This is a genomic window from Shewanella sp. SM74, assembly GCF_025653725.1.
Taxonomy (GTDB): domain Bacteria; phylum Pseudomonadota; class Gammaproteobacteria; order Enterobacterales; family Shewanellaceae; genus Shewanella; species Shewanella oncorhynchi.
The window spans coordinates 56,141-72,627 of sequence record NZ_JAKKRZ010000020.1 but is presented as its reverse complement, the minus strand read 5'-3'; the positions used below and the strand labels follow the sequence as shown (position 1 = coordinate 72,627).

Here is a 16,487-nt window from a genome sequence, read left to right as displayed (position 1 = left end):
GCTACCCAAAACTTGCGGTTAAGGTGCTTACCGTCATAGCCCAACCATCGACTAATACAAAAACCATCAGTTTAAATGGGAGAGAAATAATTAACGGTGACAACATCATCATCCCCATAGACATGAGGACACTTGCGACAACCAAGTCGATAACTAAGAAAGGTAAGAAAAGTAAGAAGCCAATTTGGAAAGCTGTTTTGAGTTCACTCAGTACAAATGCGGGCATAAGGACAAAAAAGGGGACTTCCTCTGCTGCTTTCATGTGTGTGGGTTCGTTAGCTATTTTCAGCATTTGCTCAAGATCAGTTTCTCTTGTCTGCGCCAGCATAAATCGAGTTAAAGGGATTTTGGCTATTGAGACAGCCTCCATCAATTCGATCTTACCTTGGTCATAGGGCAAATAAGCTTCCTTATAAATTTTGTCTCCCACTGGGCGCATAATAAAGATAGTGAGTACTAATGCTATCCCAACAAGCACTCGGTTAGGGGGACTTTGTTGTAGTCCTAGAGCTTGTCGGAGGATTGCTAATACAATGATAATACGAGTAAAACTGGTTAGCATCATCAGCATGATGGGCAAGAAACTAATGGCCGTCATGAGCGCTAAAATTTCGAGTTTAATGTTAACTGCTTGACTGTCTTGAGCGCTATCCAGTGTGAATAAGGTCAGTCCTTCCGATGCGAGGGCTTGGGGAGCAAACAATAGAATCGCCAGTAACAATACCCGAACTATCATTCGTTACTTGTCCCATCGAGAGTAATGCTCTCTATTTCCAGCAAACGTACGCCATATCTGCCAGCCACTTCTACGACTTCGCCTCTTCCTAATAGTGCTCCATTTACTCTGATATCCAGCGGTTCACCCACCATACGGTCGAGTGCGATAACATCACCTTCTCCCATACGATTCAGTTCGCCTAAAGACATTTCAGCACTGGCCAGTTCGAGAGTAACTTGAACAGGAAGTTGTTGAAAAAAATTATTATTTTTCAATTTACGGTTATGGGGGGCCGGCTTTGAAAATGCTCTCTCAGAGAAAATATCGTCCTCTAATAGAAAATCATCATCCGATAAAATAGATTGTTCAGCCAATGTCATGCTCCTCATGCTGATAAATATCTTGAGTCAATTTCGCTACCATCTGTCCTTCATGACTATGCACTGAGGCATGAAATAGCGGTGTGTTTCCGATTGATAACAAGGTTTTTGGATAGAGATTAATAGGTAAAATATCCCCAGTTTTTAATTGGCTGAGTGATTGCACCGGGATGCTATGTTGCCCTAATGTCAGCTGCATTTTTATGGGGAGACTTTTTAGCCAGACGGCTAGTTTTGCGGGTAAATCCGCAGATACTTCAGATTTCTTAGGCTGTTCGGCCAGATGCCCCAGTAAATGCTCAGTTAAGCAAAAGAGCATTGGAGGGGTTAGTGGGCCATTGGTAAAATTGAACGACCATACTGCCGATACTGCGAGTGGCATATGGCCTTTTATGAGCTCAACTTCAAGATTATTGGTTTCAATCGTGCTATTAGGTAGCTCCTCCACTACGGAAAGTAGCAACTTTTTGGCTAACCTAAATTCAGATTGGCTGGGGTTTCTCAAAGGAGAACTTAATGGTGTTGAGGTATTACCGTAATAATTACTCGCCAATTGATCGAGCGTACAGCGATCAATTCTCCAATAACCGAGGGTATTTTGATGATGTTTTAATACAAACCATGCATAGCAATGTTCTGGAACGACAGGTGTTCTAGGTTCTGTTAACGTTGACCCCGAAACAGCGGGATGACCCTGTCTTAGTAGCGGAGATAGGATATTATTTATGGCATCGATAAGTGGACGATGTAGCTTTTCTAGCTGTTGCAATAATCGCGTTCTCGCTAGCTTTTCTTGAACTAGCATAATAGGTCTAATTATTTCATCAGAATTTGATTTTATAAGCCTAGCTTTCGCTGTCGTCTTCATTTTACTTCCTATTAAACGTATTTTTCCCGCTAGAATACTGCTTGGCGACCTCCGCGATTCAGTTGGTGCATAAAAAATATACACAAACAGAGAGCCTGATTTTTTATTTCTTTATCGTTAAGGATTAATGAATTTCTTAAAACAGTTGAGCGTCCTATCACATAGGCATAAGGTTGGAAGCTGTTTTAAACGACGAGGATGATAAGGTAATAAGGCTAAAGTATTCAATAATAATTATAAGAAAAGCTGAAATATATGTGAATAGAATTCTAGGGTGACTGAGTTTGTAAACAAAATGTTTATTTTGAGATTGTGTAAGAAGATATTAATGCTTTTTAGTCTTATATTTCAGCGTCAATAAATAGTCGGAATAGTATTATTTTGACGTTTGTCGATATTTTGGCGTGACTATATTTATTCTAGTGCTTACATGTTTGTCATCAATGATTACTTTGTGTACTTATTTACACTTGCTTTTGATTTTTATTGCTTTTTTGTAAATTTATTTTGTGTCTTATTTGTTGTAAATACTAAGTGGCTAAGTTTTTCATCACTATGGTTATTAGCATCGTTGTATTTTTATCATTATGATATGTTATTTTACAAATATATTTGGTATAAGTCAGTCCTAAGTTATATGTATCACTTTTTTGCAGGTGGTCTTTTATATTTCCAAGTGTTTCACTGTGATTTTTAATTGATGAGAATAGATTTGTTTGAGCATGGCATCTTAAATTTTGGTGCTGGTCACATTTTTATCGATAATTGCGAAAGAACACATTTAAACCTGATTTAAGTTGGCGGTATGACCTTATGGATTGCGAATGCTAATTTTCGAGTGAACAGTGTTATCAGTGTTTTTACATTCATTGCGGAAGTTCTGCTTCCGCTTTCTGGCTTCCGTCTTTTCTTAATCTGTTTAGGAAGCATAGTAATGAGTCACTCAATCTATCGAGATAATAGCGTTATAAGCTGTAATAGCTTTTATATACATTCATGCACAGATACTTAATCGGTCTAAATAAAGGTGTTATTTAATGTACTGTAAACGAAAGGGAGTTAGTGAGTGGGTGGCCTAAGTATACGGATTGAAGGGTTAAACATATCTGCGGAACTTGCATGCAAAATAACACATGAGGATTTTTATCTGTGGAGTGATGCAATGGAATTACCTTGGCTCACTATCGTTAACTTATCGGATTGTAGTCCTTGTGATGTGAAGTCCTATCTTGCCCGTTTTCCTGGCCGTAATATCGTCGCCTTATTAGCACCAGAGCAAGGTGAGTTGGCAGCCGCAGCAATGCGAGCTGGCGTACAGGATTATCTATTAATTCCCGTAGAAACTGAGCAGTTACTTGCCTCAATTCAACGATTACACCGTTTAGAGTTACCTGATTCTAGTTTGGTTGTCGCGGCTTCTGTTAGTCGACAATTGTTGATGTTGGCCCATCGCGCCGCAACCACTGAGGCCAGTGTTTTATTATTGGGTGAAAGTGGTACTGGTAAAGAACCGCTTGCTCGTTATATTCATCGCCACTCCTCCCGTTCACATAAGCCTTTCGTTGCGATTAACTGCGCTGCCATCCCTGAAAGTATTCTAGAGTCCGTTCTCTTTGGGCATGTCAAAGGTGCCTTCACTGGTGCCATTTGTGATAAGGCAGGAAAATTTGAGCAGGCCAATGGCGGTACTTTATTACTCGATGAAATTGGTGAAATGCCCTTGCCGTTACAGGCGAAGTTACTTCGGGTACTACAGGAGCGTGAAGTCGAAAGACTTGGTGGCCAGCATGTTATACCACTGGATATCAGAGTCATTGCTTCTACCAATCGCGACTTAAGACAAGCCGTGGAGTTTGGACATTTTAGGGAGGATTTGTTCTATCGATTAGATGTTTTACCTCTGAAAATTAAGCCTTTAAGAGAACGAAAGGCTGACATCCTGCCTCTCGCTGAACATTTCTTAAATTTATATGGCCAATCTGATTGCTCAAGTCGCTGTTATTTCAGTGAGCACGCAAGACAAGTGCTCGTTAACTATGATTGGCCCGGAAATGTAAGAGAGCTAGAAAATTGTATTCAACGTGCATTAGTGATGCGTAGAGGTCAGGCGATTCAAGTTGCGGAACTCGGGTTAAACATTCAAGAAGAGATGCTTGAGTTGGAGCCTTTAGGCGCCTCAGATGGGCTTAAAGCGTCAAAACAACAGGCAGAGTTTCAATATATTATTGATGTACTTAAACGTTTTAATGGACAACGCACATTAAGTGCTGAGGCGCTAGGGATGACGACTAGAGCCTTAAGATATCGCCTCGTACAAATGCGTGAAGCGGGTATTGATATTGAAATGTTATTAGAGCAAGCGGGTCGAGCAGCTTAGAGCAATCAAAAAGTAATAGGAATGGAATATGTCTAATGGAGCGATTGTTAGCTCAAATATGTTAATGGAAACCTTAAACATTCATCGTGAAGTGGCTAAAGGGGCGATCAACATCACTTCAAACCCTGCCGATAATGGTATGGCTTATGGGTCATTCACTGACTTGATTAAGAGTAAAGTTTCTGCCGTTAACCAAGATCAGAACCAATCCTCTATGGCGATGGCGGCTGTCGATAGTGGAAAAAGTGATGATCTCGTCGGTGCTATGGTGGCTTCGCAAAAGGCCAGTTTGTCCTTTGCGACTATGCTCCAAATTCGTAATCGTCTTGTGCAAGCATTTGACGATGTAATGAAGATGCCTATTTAAGGAATTGTGTGAATGTCTACCACTTTTGTTCAATCAGGTCAGGATATTACCGGGACTGAATCTTCGTCAGGATTCATTGCTGGCATGACCCAAAAATGGCATCGTTTTAACCGTGGTGATCGTCAGGTTATCGCCTTAGCTTTACTTGCGGTGGTTGTCGCTAGTGTCATAGTGTTGATGTTATGGACTGCTACTGCAGGGTATCGACCTTTATATGGCAGCCAAGAAAATGTCGATACCTCTCAAGTGTTAAATGTCTTGGATGCAGAAGGCATTGATTATCGCCTCGAGGCTAATACTGGGGCAGTCCTCGTTGCAGAAGAGCAAGTCGGTAATGCGCGTATGCTTTTGGCCGCAAAAGGGGTAAAAGCGAAAGTACCTTCGGGTATGGAGGCACTCGACAATACCGCGCTCGGCACGAGTCAATTTATGGAACAAGCTAAGTATCGCCATAGTTTAGAAGGTGAATTAGCTCGCACTATCATGTCGTTAAAGTTGGTCCGTGCCGCAAGAGTTCATTTGGCGATACCTAAACAAACTCTGTTTATCCGTCAGGAGCCTGAACTGCCGACGGCTTCCGTCATGCTGCAGCTAGACCCGAATACTCGACTCTCTGAAACACAAGTTGAGGCTATTGTTAATTTGGTTGCTGGCAGTGTGACTGGACTAACGGCCAGTAATATCAAAGTTGTCGATCAAGATGGTCGATATTTAAGTGAGAATATTTCAGGCAATCAAGATCTTAGTCAGTCTAGAAACAAGCAGTTACAGTACACGCGTGAACTTGAGAATAGCTTAGTGGCTAATGCCGCCTCTATGCTCGAGCCTGTGCTTGGTCAAGATAATTTCCAAGTGCGGGTGACTGCAAAAGTAAACTTCAATCAGGTTGAAGAAACTAAGGAGTCACTCGATCCGCAAAATGTCGTGACTCAAGAGCGCACGAGTGTCGATGATTCAAGTAATACTATTGCCGCGGGAATTCCTGGAGCTTTAAGTAATAAGCCACCCCAAGCAGGGAAAGAGGCGACGAATGATAAGACCCGTAATTTGAAGCAGGAAGAAAGTCGTCAATATGACGTTGGTCGTTCTGTGCGTCATGTTCGTTATCAACAAATGCAGCTCGAAAACCTCTCAGTTTCAGTGCTTATTAATAGTGCTACGGGTCAAGGAGCATTCAATGAAGAGGCTCAACTGGTTAAGTTTGGCAATATGGTCAAGGATGCCATCGGCTTTTCGGCGGCGAGAGGTGATAGTTTTACCATTAATGCCTTTGAGTTTACCCCAACCGTCGCTGCCGAATTTACGCCGTCACCTTGGTGGCAATCAGAAAATTACCAAGCTTATTTACGCTACATCATAGGCGGCATCCTTGGCTTTGGACTTATTTTGTTCGTATTAAGGCCGCTGGTTAAGCACTTGACCCGAACCGCTCAAATTACCGCGCCTAGAATTGAGCCCGTTGCATTAAGTGCCGCTTCCGCTGCTGCACTCGATGGGCATTCCGCCGAAACTTTATCAAATCAAGCACATCAGTTACCGAGTGCCGACTGGCTAGGCAGTCAAGGTTTACCCGAGCCTGGCTCACCTTTGACCGTTAAAATGGAGCATTTAGCCTTGCTCGCAAACAAAGAACCCGCGCGTGTTGCAGAAGTGATAGCTCATTGGATAGGCGATAAAGACGGTGAATAATTCAATCGAAATTAAGATGGACAATTACGCCCAAGCGGCCATGTTATTACTGAGTATGGGAGAAGAAGGTGCTGCCATGGTCATGGCGCATTTGGATCGTAACGATGTGCAACACTTAAGCCATAAAATGGCACGGTTATCGAGTATTACCCAGCAAGAAGCCGAGGCAGTACTCAGCCGTTTTTTCCAACGCTATAAAGAACAATCGGGTATCGCCAGAGCCTCACGGTCCTATTTACAAAAGACACTCGATATCGCTTTGGGAGACAGAGTCTCTAAAAGTCTTATCGATAGCATTTATGGTGATGAGATTAAAGTGCTCGTTAAGCGTCTTGAATGGGTTGACCCCCAATTACTTGCCCGTGAAATCACCCATGAGCACTGCCAGTTACAAGCGGTATTGTTGGGATTATTACCACCAGAAAGTGCCGCTAAAATCTTAAAAATGTTGCCTAGTGATAGCCAAGATGAGGTGCTCGTTCGTATCGCGCAACTTGGCGAATTGGATCGTAATGTTGTTGAGGAACTGCGAGAACTGGTTGAGCGCTGCATGTTGATGGCAATGGAGAAAAGTCACACGCAAGTGGCGGGTGTCAAACAGGTTGCCGATATCCTCAATCGCTTCGAAGGCGACAGAGAACAGTTGATGGAAATGATCAAACTCCATGATAAGCAGATGGCGATTGATGTCACCGATAACATGTTTGACTTCATTATTCTTGGGCGACAAAAGCAAGAAACGTTGCAGACCTTATTAGGACAAGTACCTTCTGAAACCCTATCGTTAGCATTAAAAGGCATTGATTTTGAATTGAAAGATGCCTTGCTCAATGCCTTGCCTAAACGTATGTCGTCAGCGATTGAAACGCAAATTGAAGCGTTAGGTGGTGTACCTGTTAGCCGAGCGAGTGGGGCGCGTAAAGAGATAATGGAACTGGCGAAGCAATTAATGCAAGAAGGTGAAATTGAATTGCAGCTATTTGAAGAACAGGTCGTTGTTTAATGGAAAACAAGCATTCTCGTTGGCGTCTAAATACCAATCTCGCTCGTCGTTATCGTTTTCCTGCATTACACGATGCGGTGGAATCAAATTCCGATGCGGGCAGTGATTTTCAAAGTTATCAACAAGCATTCGATGAGGGTTATGACGAAGGTGTTATTCAAGGTAAGAGTGCGGGTTATGAGGCTGGCATAGAAGAAGGGCGCATTGCTGGACATGCAGCTGGTTTTCATCAAGGTCGGTTAGATGGGCAGTCAGCGGGTAGAGCATCCATCGATGAGCAGCTCAACAGTTTACTCGTACCGCTAGGTGCTTTGAGAGAGCTACTCGAAGATGGTCATGCAAAGCAGGTTCGTGAACAGCAAAATTTGATCCTTGAATTAGTACGCCGAGTGTCACAACAAGTGATTCGCTGCGAGCTAACCCTGCAGCCACAACAAATTCTTAAACTCGTTGAAGAAACCTTGAGTGCGTTGCCCGATGACCAAGCGGATATCAAAATCCATTTAGAGCCGAGTGCCGTGACTAAATTAAAAGAGCTCTCGGAAGATAAAATCCGTGGCTGGAATCTCATCGCTGATAGCAGTATTTCAGCGGGCAGTTGTCGAATTGTGAGTGATAAATCCGATGCAGATGCTTCAGTCGAGACACGACTCGATGCTTGCATGAAGCAGGTTGAAACCAAGTTGAATGAGGCTGAGATTGGAGTCTGATGTATTTCATGACGATTGGCCTCAGGTTCCAGTTGCAAGGGTTTATGGACGTCTCATTCGAGTTAATGGTCTATTGCTTGAGGCTGTTGGCTGTCAGCTTGGCATGGGGGATCGTTGCCAGATTGAAGGGCGAAATGGTCGTTTAATTGAGGCTGAAGTCGTTGGCTTTCATCGGGACGTATTGTGCCTTATGCCGATTGAGCCTACACAGGGCTTGATGCCAGGTGCCAGAGTGCTGCCTATTACGGATGAGCAAACAATTGCTATTGGTGATGGTTTGCTTGGCAGGGTGCTTGATGGACTTGGACAGCCACTCGACTTACTGGGCGATTTAACCGGTGTTTCACAAGTCCCGCAATCTCACACGAGTTACAATCCTTTGCTGCGCCAGCCTATTCGGCAGCCGCTAGATGTCGGTATTCGCGCCATCAATAGTTTGTTGCCCATCGGTAGAGGCCAGCGACTCGGGCTCTTTGCGGGCTCTGGTGTGGGTAAGAGTGTGTTATTAGGCATGATGACTCGTTTTACTGAAGCAGATGTCGTGGTGGTTGGCTTAATTGGTGAGCGTGGCCGTGAGGTCAGGGAGTTTATTGAAGAAACACTCGGTGAAGAAGGGCGTAAACGGGCTGTGATTATTGCAGCCCCTGCAGATACCACACCGCTCATGCGATTACGTGCAATGCGGTTATCCCACTCAATTGCCTGTGCTTTTAGAGATCAAGGTAAGCAAGTGTTGCTATTAGTCGACTCATTGACTCGTTATGCTCAGGCACAGCGTGAAATCGCCTTGAGTTTAGGTGAGCCTCCAGCAACCAAAGGCTATCCGCCATCGGCATTTGCACAGTTACCTAGACTGGTGGAAATGGCGGGCAATGGTGAACATCCGACGGGAACGTTAACCGCGTTTTATACCGTATTGGCCGAGGGTGATGATCAGCAGGATCCTGTTGCAGATGCAGCGAGAGCTATTTTAGATGGCCATATAGTGCTAAGTCGTAAATTGGCCGAGCAAGGACATTTCCCTGCGATTGATCTTAATGCGTCAGTGAGCCGCTTAGCCATGCACATAGCGACCTCTAGCAGTATTGAACAGAGTCAGATCTTTAGACATCTTTTGAGTCGTTACAATGAGGTTAGAGACTTATTACCTTTAGGTGGGTACCAAGCTGGCCAAGATCCTGAAATGGATCTTGCTGTGCGAGTGTATCCAGAAATGGCACGATTTTTACGCCAGACCACACACAGTAAAGTCAATCTGGCTGAAAGTTTAGTGCAATTGGAACAGTTGATGGGAGTTATGGGATATGAGCCAGCGTCATCTCTCTAAGTTACGTGTTCAAGCTGAAAAGAAATTAGCGCAGCTAGGGCAAAAACGCGATGATTCCAGCCTAAGCGTCCAACTAAATCAACAACAAAATCAAGCCTTAGCCCAAATGATATTGACTTATCGTGGTGCGAAAGAGGGCTCAAATGTTTTGCTCTGGCAAAATTCCGCAAGTATGGCGCAAGTGTTAGAGCCTATGCGGGTGAAGTTAGCTCAAAAGGAGGTTTTTCTACAACAGGAACAACTGCGTATTGATCGCCTATGGCGTAAGCAATTAGGGCGTCAGCAAGGTTTGAAGTTGCTTGAAAAACAAACACATATACAAGAACAAGCACAAGTGGCGCGCCGTGAACAGGCTATTGTTGATGATATGGCGGGTTTCTATTACAAGAATAAAGGCCAATAGGCGCTGTGTCATTACAGCTGAGAGCCACCTTTTAAACTATGTCCCATTAGCGAGGGCTTTGGTAACTCTCAATAATTCAGTTTAATTAGCGTTTGGCACCGTAATCAATTTCATGGTGTTGGCCATCTTGATTCAGGATACGGTTAATCGTTTCTTGCTGTATTACGAGCAATCTGCCGTTGGTTTCATTGGCTGTTTGGCTATCTTTAACTAACAGCTGCAAGTTGTCCCATGACATTTTTATTTGCGGTCTTAGGTGATCAGGTAGCGCCGTGATTAAGCGTCTCATGCCACTATTGTCACTATTAAAACCTAGTGTCGCGAGATTTTCGCTTCGCTGTTTGGCTCTCAAAGCCAACTTGTTACACAGTGCAGTTTGACGCTCGTTATGGGCTAAGAGCGCATCATTATCCCTGCGTTGCATTAATTCACGTTGGTGCTTAAGCATTGATTTTAATTGACTATATCCCTCAAGATCTTGACGAATATCGCGAATTAAACTTTGAACAAGTTCGCGTTTATTTACTTGACTATTATCCATGCTGTATCAATATCTTATCTGCAATTTTATCTAAGCTCAGCTCAAAGCTGCCATTACTTAAAGCCTGACGTATAGCAGCAACTTTATCTGTGTCAACGTCGGAGATGGTATGTAACTCTTTCTGGGTTTGTTCTAACAATTGCCAGTCGTGACTAATATCTTGTCGTGTTGGCGTTGATAGATTTTCTGATTCAACGGGCTTTCTGGGCGTATTAGCGCTCTTACTCGTGCTGAACTCAGTGCTCAAGGCACTGCTAATTTTATTAATTTCCATAGATGTTCATCGTCATAAATGGCTAGATATTAGATATAGGCGACCTAAATAGGATAAATCTAAAATAAATTTTTAAATTTATTCTAAGGTGGCTTAAATGTTAAAAACGGGTTTCAACTCTCCCCTTAGCTATGGGGTAAGCGGTAATGATTTTCCCTGAACTACTATTCCTCACTCTAATGGCATCACCTTGTTTACCCGCATCCATAGCAATCCCAATCATATTGGCATAAAAGGTGGCACTGACTGCTTCGATAATCACTTCATCCCCTATGCTCACGAGTTCTGGTGCACTTAAATTGCTTGCTCTTATGGGTTTGTTTTTGATTATTTTTCTGGCAACCGCTTGCCCTAAAATGTGTTTTTCATCAGTAATAATGTCTTGATCTGACGCAGTTAAGGGCAACATTTGCCATTGTAGATTTTCTGATGTGACAACTTCATCTCTCTTAAGCGTTTTGTTGGCAACAGGAATGTAGGCGCTGAGAGCAACCTTGGCCCGAACATAGAGTGACCAGCCTTCAGAGGCACAGCTTATTTTTCGTTGGATCCGACCGAATGGGAGCCCTTTAGCAGCCTCGACTTGGAGCGCTGTGCTACACGTTTTTAGCTTGGCAGTGCTGGAAGGAATGTGCAGTGTGATTTTTTTGCTGACTTTTTTTATCTCTTGCGATTGTTGCCACTTAGCTATCTCTGCGGCTACGGAGTTTGTCATTTGCTGAGATATTTGTTCTGTCGCCGTGATCTTCCCTTTCGCGTGCACATTGAGCGGAAGTAACCCTATGCTCAGTAAGAAAGTGAGGGAAAAGAACTTTCCGTATATCAATAGCGATTTCATTTAACCAACTGTTTTATATGAATAAGTATATTGGCATGCTAATTGTAAGCTGCTCGGCCATCTAAATTAATTACGCATACAGTACTAGGAGTTGAGATGGCTATCAACCTTGATAAAGCATTAGGAATACATCCTCAGACACTCGATTTTAGAGTGGAGAGAAGCAAGGTATTAGCGAGTAATTTAATCAATGCCGAAACTCCGGGGTACAAAGCGAGAGATTTGGATTTCAAAGCGGCCATGAAGCAAGTTGAAGCAGGCATGCAGATGAATCAAGAGTACAGCCTCGCTTATCGCATGCCTTATCAAAATTCTGCCGATGATAATACCGTGGAACTCGGTAAGGAACAGGCAAGATATTCACAGAATGCGATGGATTATCAAACGAGTTTGACATTTTTAAACATGAAAATAGCCGGTCTAAAGTCTGCTATTGAAGGTCGTTAGGAGCCTGTATGTCATTTGGCGATATTTATCAAATAGCGGGTGCTGGCATGAATGCTCAGACCATACGTTTAAATACGGTCGCGAGTAACTTAGCTAACGCTGGAACTGCCGCCGAAAACCCTGAGTCGGCCTATCGAGCATTAAAACCCGTATTTGCGACTATTTACGATGCGACTCAACAAGGTGCGATTGGTGCTTCGATTGAAGTGAGCGACATAGTCCAAGCGGATGCCCCATTGGATATGCGTTATGAGCCGAATCATCCCTTTGCCAATGAACAAGGCTATGTTGCTTACTCTAATGTGAACACGATTGAAGAAATGGCTGACATGATGGCGGCAAGTCGTTCATTTGAAACCAGTGTTGAAATCATGAATCGTGCGCGTTCTATGCAGCAAGGTTTATTGCAACTAGGGAATAAATAGCAATGGAATTGGCTCGCTCTGGTAACAACTCGATTCAGAATCCTGCAGGTGCATTAGCGGCACCAGGGAATGATGCTGCGTCATTAAAGAATGAATTTATGACCTTAATGATTGCACAAATCAAGAATCAAGATCCCACTAAACCGCTTAACAGTGCTGAGTATATCTCTCAATTAGCGCAGTTTTCGCAGGTCGAAAGCTTAGAGGGAATGCGGAAGAATCAATCAAGCCAAATGGTCATGATGGAAAATTTGGGCATAGTACAGTCGGCATCTTTGATTGGTAAGAATGCCATGGTGCCTGTGTCTGAGTTTCAGCTCGATGGTGAAGCGGTTGAAGGCAAAGTGTATTTAGAGAATGCAGCTGAAGGCTTAGATCTTGAAATTATCGATGCACAAGGTCAGGTCGTTAGCACTATTCAACTCGGTGCTCAGGATGTTGGTGATGTTCGGTTCTCTATCGATCCTGCTGAGCTGGGGTTGTCTGCAGGCAAATATGAAATCAAAGCTAAGGCGACACTAGGTGAAAATAGTTTAGTTGCGCCAACGTATATTAAGGCACCGATCGAGAGAATCCATTTCTCCAGTGCATCCGGCATGATGATGGCTGAAATGGGTCATGGTGTTGGGGTTGTTTCTGTGCTCAATATTTCTGAAGTTTCGTAAATTATTTTTATAGGATATTAAGATGTCATTTAACATAGCTTTAAGTGGTTTACAGGCGACGACTCAAGACCTCAACACTATCAGTAATAACATTGCTAACGCATCAACGAGTGGGTTTCGCGGTGGCCGTAGTGAATTTGCATCAATTTATAATGGTGGTCAGGCGGGTGGCGTTGGCGTGATGTCAACGAGCCAAAACTTCTCTAAAGGTGGCAGCTTAACTTATACCGGTCGTCAGCTTGATATGGGGATCCAAGGCGAAGGCTTTTTTGTTCTCAAGGGGAATGATGGCGGCGCCATGTATGCTAGAGCAGGGATGTTCCATAAGGACAATCAAGGCTTTATAACCGATCCAGTCGGTAATCGTTTACAGGGATATTCTGTGAATGCGACGGGAAGATTGCAAACTGGTAATGCGGGTGATTTACAGGTACAAACGGCTTCTTTAGCGGCCAAAGCCACAACGAATGTCAGCATGGTTTTAAATCTCGATGCGAGAGTCGATGTTATTCCACCAGCTGTCCCAGCCGTGCCATTTGATCCTAAAAATATTGATAGTTATCACTCTATTGGTACCACCAGTGTCTACGACTCTTTGGGTACTGAGCATGTGGTGACTCAGTATTATGTAAAAACAGCGCCGAATGAGTGGACGATTAATTACACTCTGGATGGGACTCTTCTGCCAGACCAAACAACATTAAAATTTGATTCAAAAGGCATTTTAGATCCAACTACAACAAAGGATACCTTCGACCTTACATTGGGTAATGGGGCATCACCGCTTAAATTTGATATCAACTTCGATAAAAGCACTCAGTATGCAGCCAAATACAACAACTCCAGCTTATCTCAAGATGGTTACACCTCGGGTGAATTGAAAGGTGTGCGTCTGGATGACAATGGCATGTTGTATGGCACTTATACTAACGGCCAAGATCAATTACAAGGTCAGGTCGTCCTCGCAAACTTTAGTAATCCCAACGGTTTATCGGCCGTGAGTAACAATGCTTGGGTGGCTACAAATACCGCTGGGCAAGCGATTATGGGGGCGCCATCTACAGGAACTATGGGCACTGTAACGGGGGGGTATTTAGAGGGCTCGAATGTGGATACGACCGCTGAAATGGTTAACCTCATGTCGGCACAACGTAATTATCAATCTAACGCCAAAGTTCTTGATGTGAACTCGACTATGCAACAAGCATTACTTAATGCCATTTAAGAAGAGACACTGACATGGAGAAGATGCTTTATACCGCCGCCAGTGGTGCAGTTCGTATTCTTGAGGCGCAAAGTATTCGCGCGAATAACTTGGCTAACGCTGAAACTGCAGGATTTAAAGCCGACCTTGAGCGTGTTAATGCAGTGCCTTTAGCTGTTCAAGGTAATAGTTTGAACACAAGGGTCATGGCACAGACTGAAAGTAGTGGTTTTAGCCAGCAAAGTGGGGTGATCAATCCTACGGGCCGTTCATTGGATTTAGCGATCCGCGATCGTGGCTTGTTCAGTGTGGCTGTTGACGGTGTTGAAGCATACACCCGTTCAGGTGCAATTGAGACAAATGCCGAGGGGCAACTGACTATCGATGGCCGACCTGTATTAGGCGTTGATGGGCCGATAGCGTTGCCTGAGCATAAAGATGTCTTTGTGGGTGAAGACGGCACAGTCAGTGTTTTACCCTCTGAAGGCGGGATCATTGAGGAAGTGGGCCGATTAAAGCTAGTGAATCCTGACTTTGCCTTAATGCAAAAGGGGCAAGATGGGTTGCTCTATCGTCGTGATGGCCAAGCAGTGCCACAAGATGAAGGTGTGTTAGTGGATAGTGGCTTCCTTGAGTCGAGTAACGTGCAGGCCGTGTCAGAGCTTATTGCATCTATGGATTTGAGTCGTCAATTTGAGATTCAAGTTAAGTTAATGAAAAGTGCAGAAAAGCTGGCCGAGGCTGGTAATCGTCTGCTGGGCAATGTTTAAGGATTATTGGTATGCAATCAGCGTTATGGGTAAGTAAAACCGGCCTAACAGCACAAGATACGAAAATGACTGCGATTGCCAACAACTTGGCAAACGTGAATACCACTGGTTTTAAGCGTGACCGTGTTGCGTTTAATGATCTGTTTTATCAGGTTCAACGTCAGCCAGGTGGACAGGTTGATGCACTGAATAATCTGCCATCGGGTCTGCAATTAGGTGCAGGAACGAGAGTCGTTGGTACTCAAAAAATATTCACTACTGGGGATATGCAAAATACCAGTCAGCAGTTGGATTTAGCGATCGAAGGTCATGGTTTTTTCCAAGTAGAAGAGCCAAATGGCGATCTTGCTTATACCCGTGACGGTCAGTTTTATCGCAGCAGCGAAGGCATGATGGTCACATCACAAGGTTTACCTTTAGTGCCTAATATCGTGATCCCTGAAGATGCGCTAACCGTTACTATTGCCAACGATGGTGTAGTCACAGCGAAAATGGCGGGTGAAGCTGAACCTCAAGATTTAGGTCAAATCACGCTTGTTAACTTTACTAATCCAGCAGGGTTAGAAGCTCGAGGTGACAACCTTTACCGTGAAACGGCGGCATCGGGTGTGGCGGTTGAAGGTGTGGCGGGTGATCAAGCTTTAGGTGCTTTAAGACAGGGTGCGCTAGAGGGCGCAAACGTCAACGTGGTGGAAGAAATGGTCGAAATGATTTCCACGCAGAGAGCATATGAGATGAATGCCAAAGTTGTGTCAGCCTCAGACGATATGCTCAAGTTCCTCAATCAATCGGTTTAGAGAGGCAATCATGCGTTGGTTATGGTTTTTATGGTTTGCACTGTTATCGGGTTGTATGTCGCATATTCCAGATAAGGAGACTAAACCTGGCACTAAAGAGTGGGCACCGCCTGAGATTGACTACAGCCTGCCAGATGCAAAGGATGGCAGTCTTTATCGTCCCGGTTTTATGTTGACGCTTTTTAAGGATAAACGTGCTTTCCGTGAGGGCGATATTTTAACCGTCGCGTTAGATGAAAAAACCTATTCGAGTAAGAAAGCGGATACCAAGACCAACAAAGAACAAGATATGGGTATGGGGCTTGCGGGCAATATTGGTGATAAAACGGCCAATGCTGACGGTAAAACCTCTTTTTCGAGAGGGTTTAATGGTGCAGGCTCAAGTACACAGCAAAACCAGTTATCAGGTTCAATCACTGTAACTGTTTCTAAGGTTTTACCTAATGGTACCTTGTTGATACGTGGTGAAAAATGGCTGCGATTGAATCAGGGCGATGAGTATTTACGCTTACTTGGCATTATACGTGCTGATGATATAGGTAATGACAATACGATATCGTCGCAACGTATTGCCGATGCCCGAATTATCTATGGTGGTCAAGGCGCTATTGCTGACAGTAATGCTATGGGATGGGCTTCTCGCTATTTCAATAGTCCATGGTTCCCGCTCTAGCAAAGGATATT

At 43.8% G+C, this 16,487-nt stretch carries 20 protein-coding genes; 14 read left to right on the top strand and 6 right to left on the bottom strand.

All coding sequences use genetic code 11. From position 1 onward, the window contains the following. Window position 1: 1 nt before the first annotated feature. From fliP to L5M49_RS18275, 3 genes are read right to left on the bottom strand one after another with little or no spacing between them, the layout of a single operon-like run. The gene (gene fliP / locus L5M49_RS18285) at window positions 2-736 is read right to left on the bottom strand and encodes a flagellar type III secretion system pore protein FliP (protein ID WP_131523383.1); all 735 of its coding nucleotides are present in this window, start codon (window positions 734-736) and stop codon (window positions 2-4) included. Next, a complete protein-coding gene (locus L5M49_RS18280; RefSeq protein WP_263164617.1) occupies window positions 733-1,092 on the bottom strand; it encodes a FliM/FliN family flagellar motor switch protein in 360 nt (119 codons plus the stop codon). Before L5M49_RS18280 ends, fliP begins: the two co-directional genes overlap by 4 nt. Next, window positions 1,085-1,966 carry a FliM/FliN family flagellar motor C-terminal domain-containing protein gene (locus L5M49_RS18275; RefSeq protein WP_263164614.1) on the bottom strand — a complete coding sequence of 294 codons (882 nt, stop codon included), beginning with the start codon at window positions 1,964-1,966 and terminating at the stop codon, window positions 1,085-1,087. Before L5M49_RS18275 ends, L5M49_RS18280 begins: the two co-directional genes overlap by 8 nt. Window positions 1,967-3,032: 1,066 nt before the next feature. Between L5M49_RS18275 and L5M49_RS18270 the strand changes: the two genes are divergently transcribed. The 7 genes from L5M49_RS18270 to L5M49_RS18240 are packed head-to-tail and all read left to right on the top strand — an operon-like array spanning window position 3,033 to window position 9,842. Continuing rightward, complete coding sequence (locus L5M49_RS18270; RefSeq protein WP_113940835.1) at window positions 3,033-4,343, top strand: sigma-54 dependent transcriptional regulator; 1,311 nt, start codon at window positions 3,033-3,035, stop codon at window positions 4,341-4,343. A gap of 28 nt (window positions 4,344-4,371) precedes the next feature. After that, window positions 4,372-4,710, top strand: coding sequence for a flagellar hook-basal body complex protein FliE (gene fliE, locus L5M49_RS18265; RefSeq protein WP_113940834.1), 339 nt, complete (start codon window positions 4,372-4,374; stop codon window positions 4,708-4,710). A 12-nt stretch (window positions 4,711-4,722) separates the two neighbouring features. Further along, a complete protein-coding gene (gene fliF / locus L5M49_RS18260) occupies window positions 4,723-6,399 on the top strand; it encodes a flagellar basal-body MS-ring/collar protein FliF (RefSeq protein ID WP_263183104.1) in 1,677 nt (558 codons plus the stop codon). A gap of 16 nt (window positions 6,400-6,415) precedes the next feature. Further along, window positions 6,416-7,402, top strand: a complete 987-nt coding sequence (locus tag L5M49_RS18255) for a flagellar motor switch protein FliG (protein WP_049821660.1) — start codon at window positions 6,416-6,418, stop codon at window positions 7,400-7,402. After that, window positions 7,402-8,112, top strand: a complete 711-nt coding sequence (fliH, locus tag L5M49_RS18250; protein WP_113940832.1) for a flagellar assembly protein FliH — start codon at window positions 7,402-7,404, stop codon at window positions 8,110-8,112. The genes L5M49_RS18255 and fliH overlap by 1 nt, the downstream gene beginning before the upstream one ends. Next, window positions 8,090-9,439, top strand: a complete 1,350-nt coding sequence (locus L5M49_RS18245) for a FliI/YscN family ATPase (protein ID WP_113940831.1) — start codon at window positions 8,090-8,092, stop codon at window positions 9,437-9,439. Before fliH ends, L5M49_RS18245 begins: the two co-directional genes overlap by 23 nt. Next, a complete protein-coding gene (locus tag L5M49_RS18240) occupies window positions 9,417-9,842 on the top strand; it encodes a hypothetical protein (protein WP_263266602.1) in 426 nt (141 codons plus the stop codon). The genes L5M49_RS18245 and L5M49_RS18240 overlap by 23 nt, the downstream gene beginning before the upstream one ends. Window positions 9,843-9,927: 85 nt before the next feature. Here L5M49_RS18240 and L5M49_RS18235 read toward each other — a convergent pair whose 3' ends face one another. From L5M49_RS18235 to flgA, 3 genes are all read right to left on the bottom strand, one after another. Next, window positions 9,928-10,383, bottom strand: coding sequence for a flagellar protein FlgN (locus tag L5M49_RS18235; protein WP_028761850.1), 456 nt, complete (start codon window positions 10,381-10,383; stop codon window positions 9,928-9,930). After that, on the bottom strand, window positions 10,376-10,657 hold the full coding sequence (gene flgM / locus L5M49_RS18230) for a flagellar biosynthesis anti-sigma factor FlgM (RefSeq protein ID WP_113940828.1): 282 nt from the start codon (window positions 10,655-10,657) through the stop codon (window positions 10,376-10,378). Before flgM ends, L5M49_RS18235 begins: the two co-directional genes overlap by 8 nt. Before the next feature lie 100 nt (window positions 10,658-10,757). Continuing rightward, window positions 10,758-11,495: a flagellar basal body P-ring formation chaperone FlgA gene (flgA, locus tag L5M49_RS18225; protein WP_131523391.1), complete on the bottom strand. Its 738-nt coding sequence runs from the start codon at window positions 11,493-11,495 to the stop codon at window positions 10,758-10,760. Window positions 11,496-11,591: 96 nt separating this feature from the next. On the opposite strand from flgA, the gene flgB reads away from it, so the two are divergent. From flgB to flgH, 7 genes are read left to right on the top strand one after another with little or no spacing between them, the layout of a single operon-like run. Then, window positions 11,592-11,942 (top strand): flagellar basal body rod protein FlgB, encoded by a 351-nt coding sequence (gene flgB, locus L5M49_RS18220; RefSeq protein ID WP_113940826.1) that lies wholly within the window; start codon window positions 11,592-11,594, stop codon window positions 11,940-11,942. A gap of 8 nt (window positions 11,943-11,950) precedes the next feature. After that, window positions 11,951-12,367 carry a flagellar basal body rod protein FlgC gene (gene flgC, locus L5M49_RS18215; protein ID WP_113940825.1) on the top strand — a complete coding sequence of 139 codons (417 nt, stop codon included), beginning with the start codon at window positions 11,951-11,953 and terminating at the stop codon, window positions 12,365-12,367. A gap of 2 nt (window positions 12,368-12,369) precedes the next feature. Then, window positions 12,370-13,032, top strand: a complete 663-nt coding sequence (locus tag L5M49_RS18210) for a flagellar hook assembly protein FlgD (RefSeq protein WP_263148206.1) — start codon at window positions 12,370-12,372, stop codon at window positions 13,030-13,032. 22 nt (window positions 13,033-13,054) lie between these two features. Next, on the top strand, window positions 13,055-14,257 hold the full coding sequence (gene flgE / locus L5M49_RS18205; RefSeq protein WP_263266601.1) for a flagellar hook protein FlgE: 1,203 nt from the start codon (window positions 13,055-13,057) through the stop codon (window positions 14,255-14,257). A 14-nt stretch (window positions 14,258-14,271) separates the two neighbouring features. Next, on the top strand, window positions 14,272-15,006 hold the full coding sequence (locus L5M49_RS18200; RefSeq protein ID WP_131523393.1) for a flagellar basal body rod protein FlgF: 735 nt from the start codon (window positions 14,272-14,274) through the stop codon (window positions 15,004-15,006). A gap of 11 nt (window positions 15,007-15,017) precedes the next feature. Further along, the gene (flgG, locus tag L5M49_RS18195; RefSeq protein ID WP_006083393.1) at window positions 15,018-15,803 is read left to right on the top strand and encodes a flagellar basal-body rod protein FlgG; all 786 of its coding nucleotides are present in this window, start codon (window positions 15,018-15,020) and stop codon (window positions 15,801-15,803) included. A gap of 10 nt (window positions 15,804-15,813) precedes the next feature. Next, window positions 15,814-16,476, top strand: a complete 663-nt coding sequence (gene flgH / locus L5M49_RS18190) for a flagellar basal body L-ring protein FlgH (RefSeq protein ID WP_113940821.1) — start codon at window positions 15,814-15,816, stop codon at window positions 16,474-16,476. Window positions 16,477-16,487 lie beyond the last annotated feature (11 nt).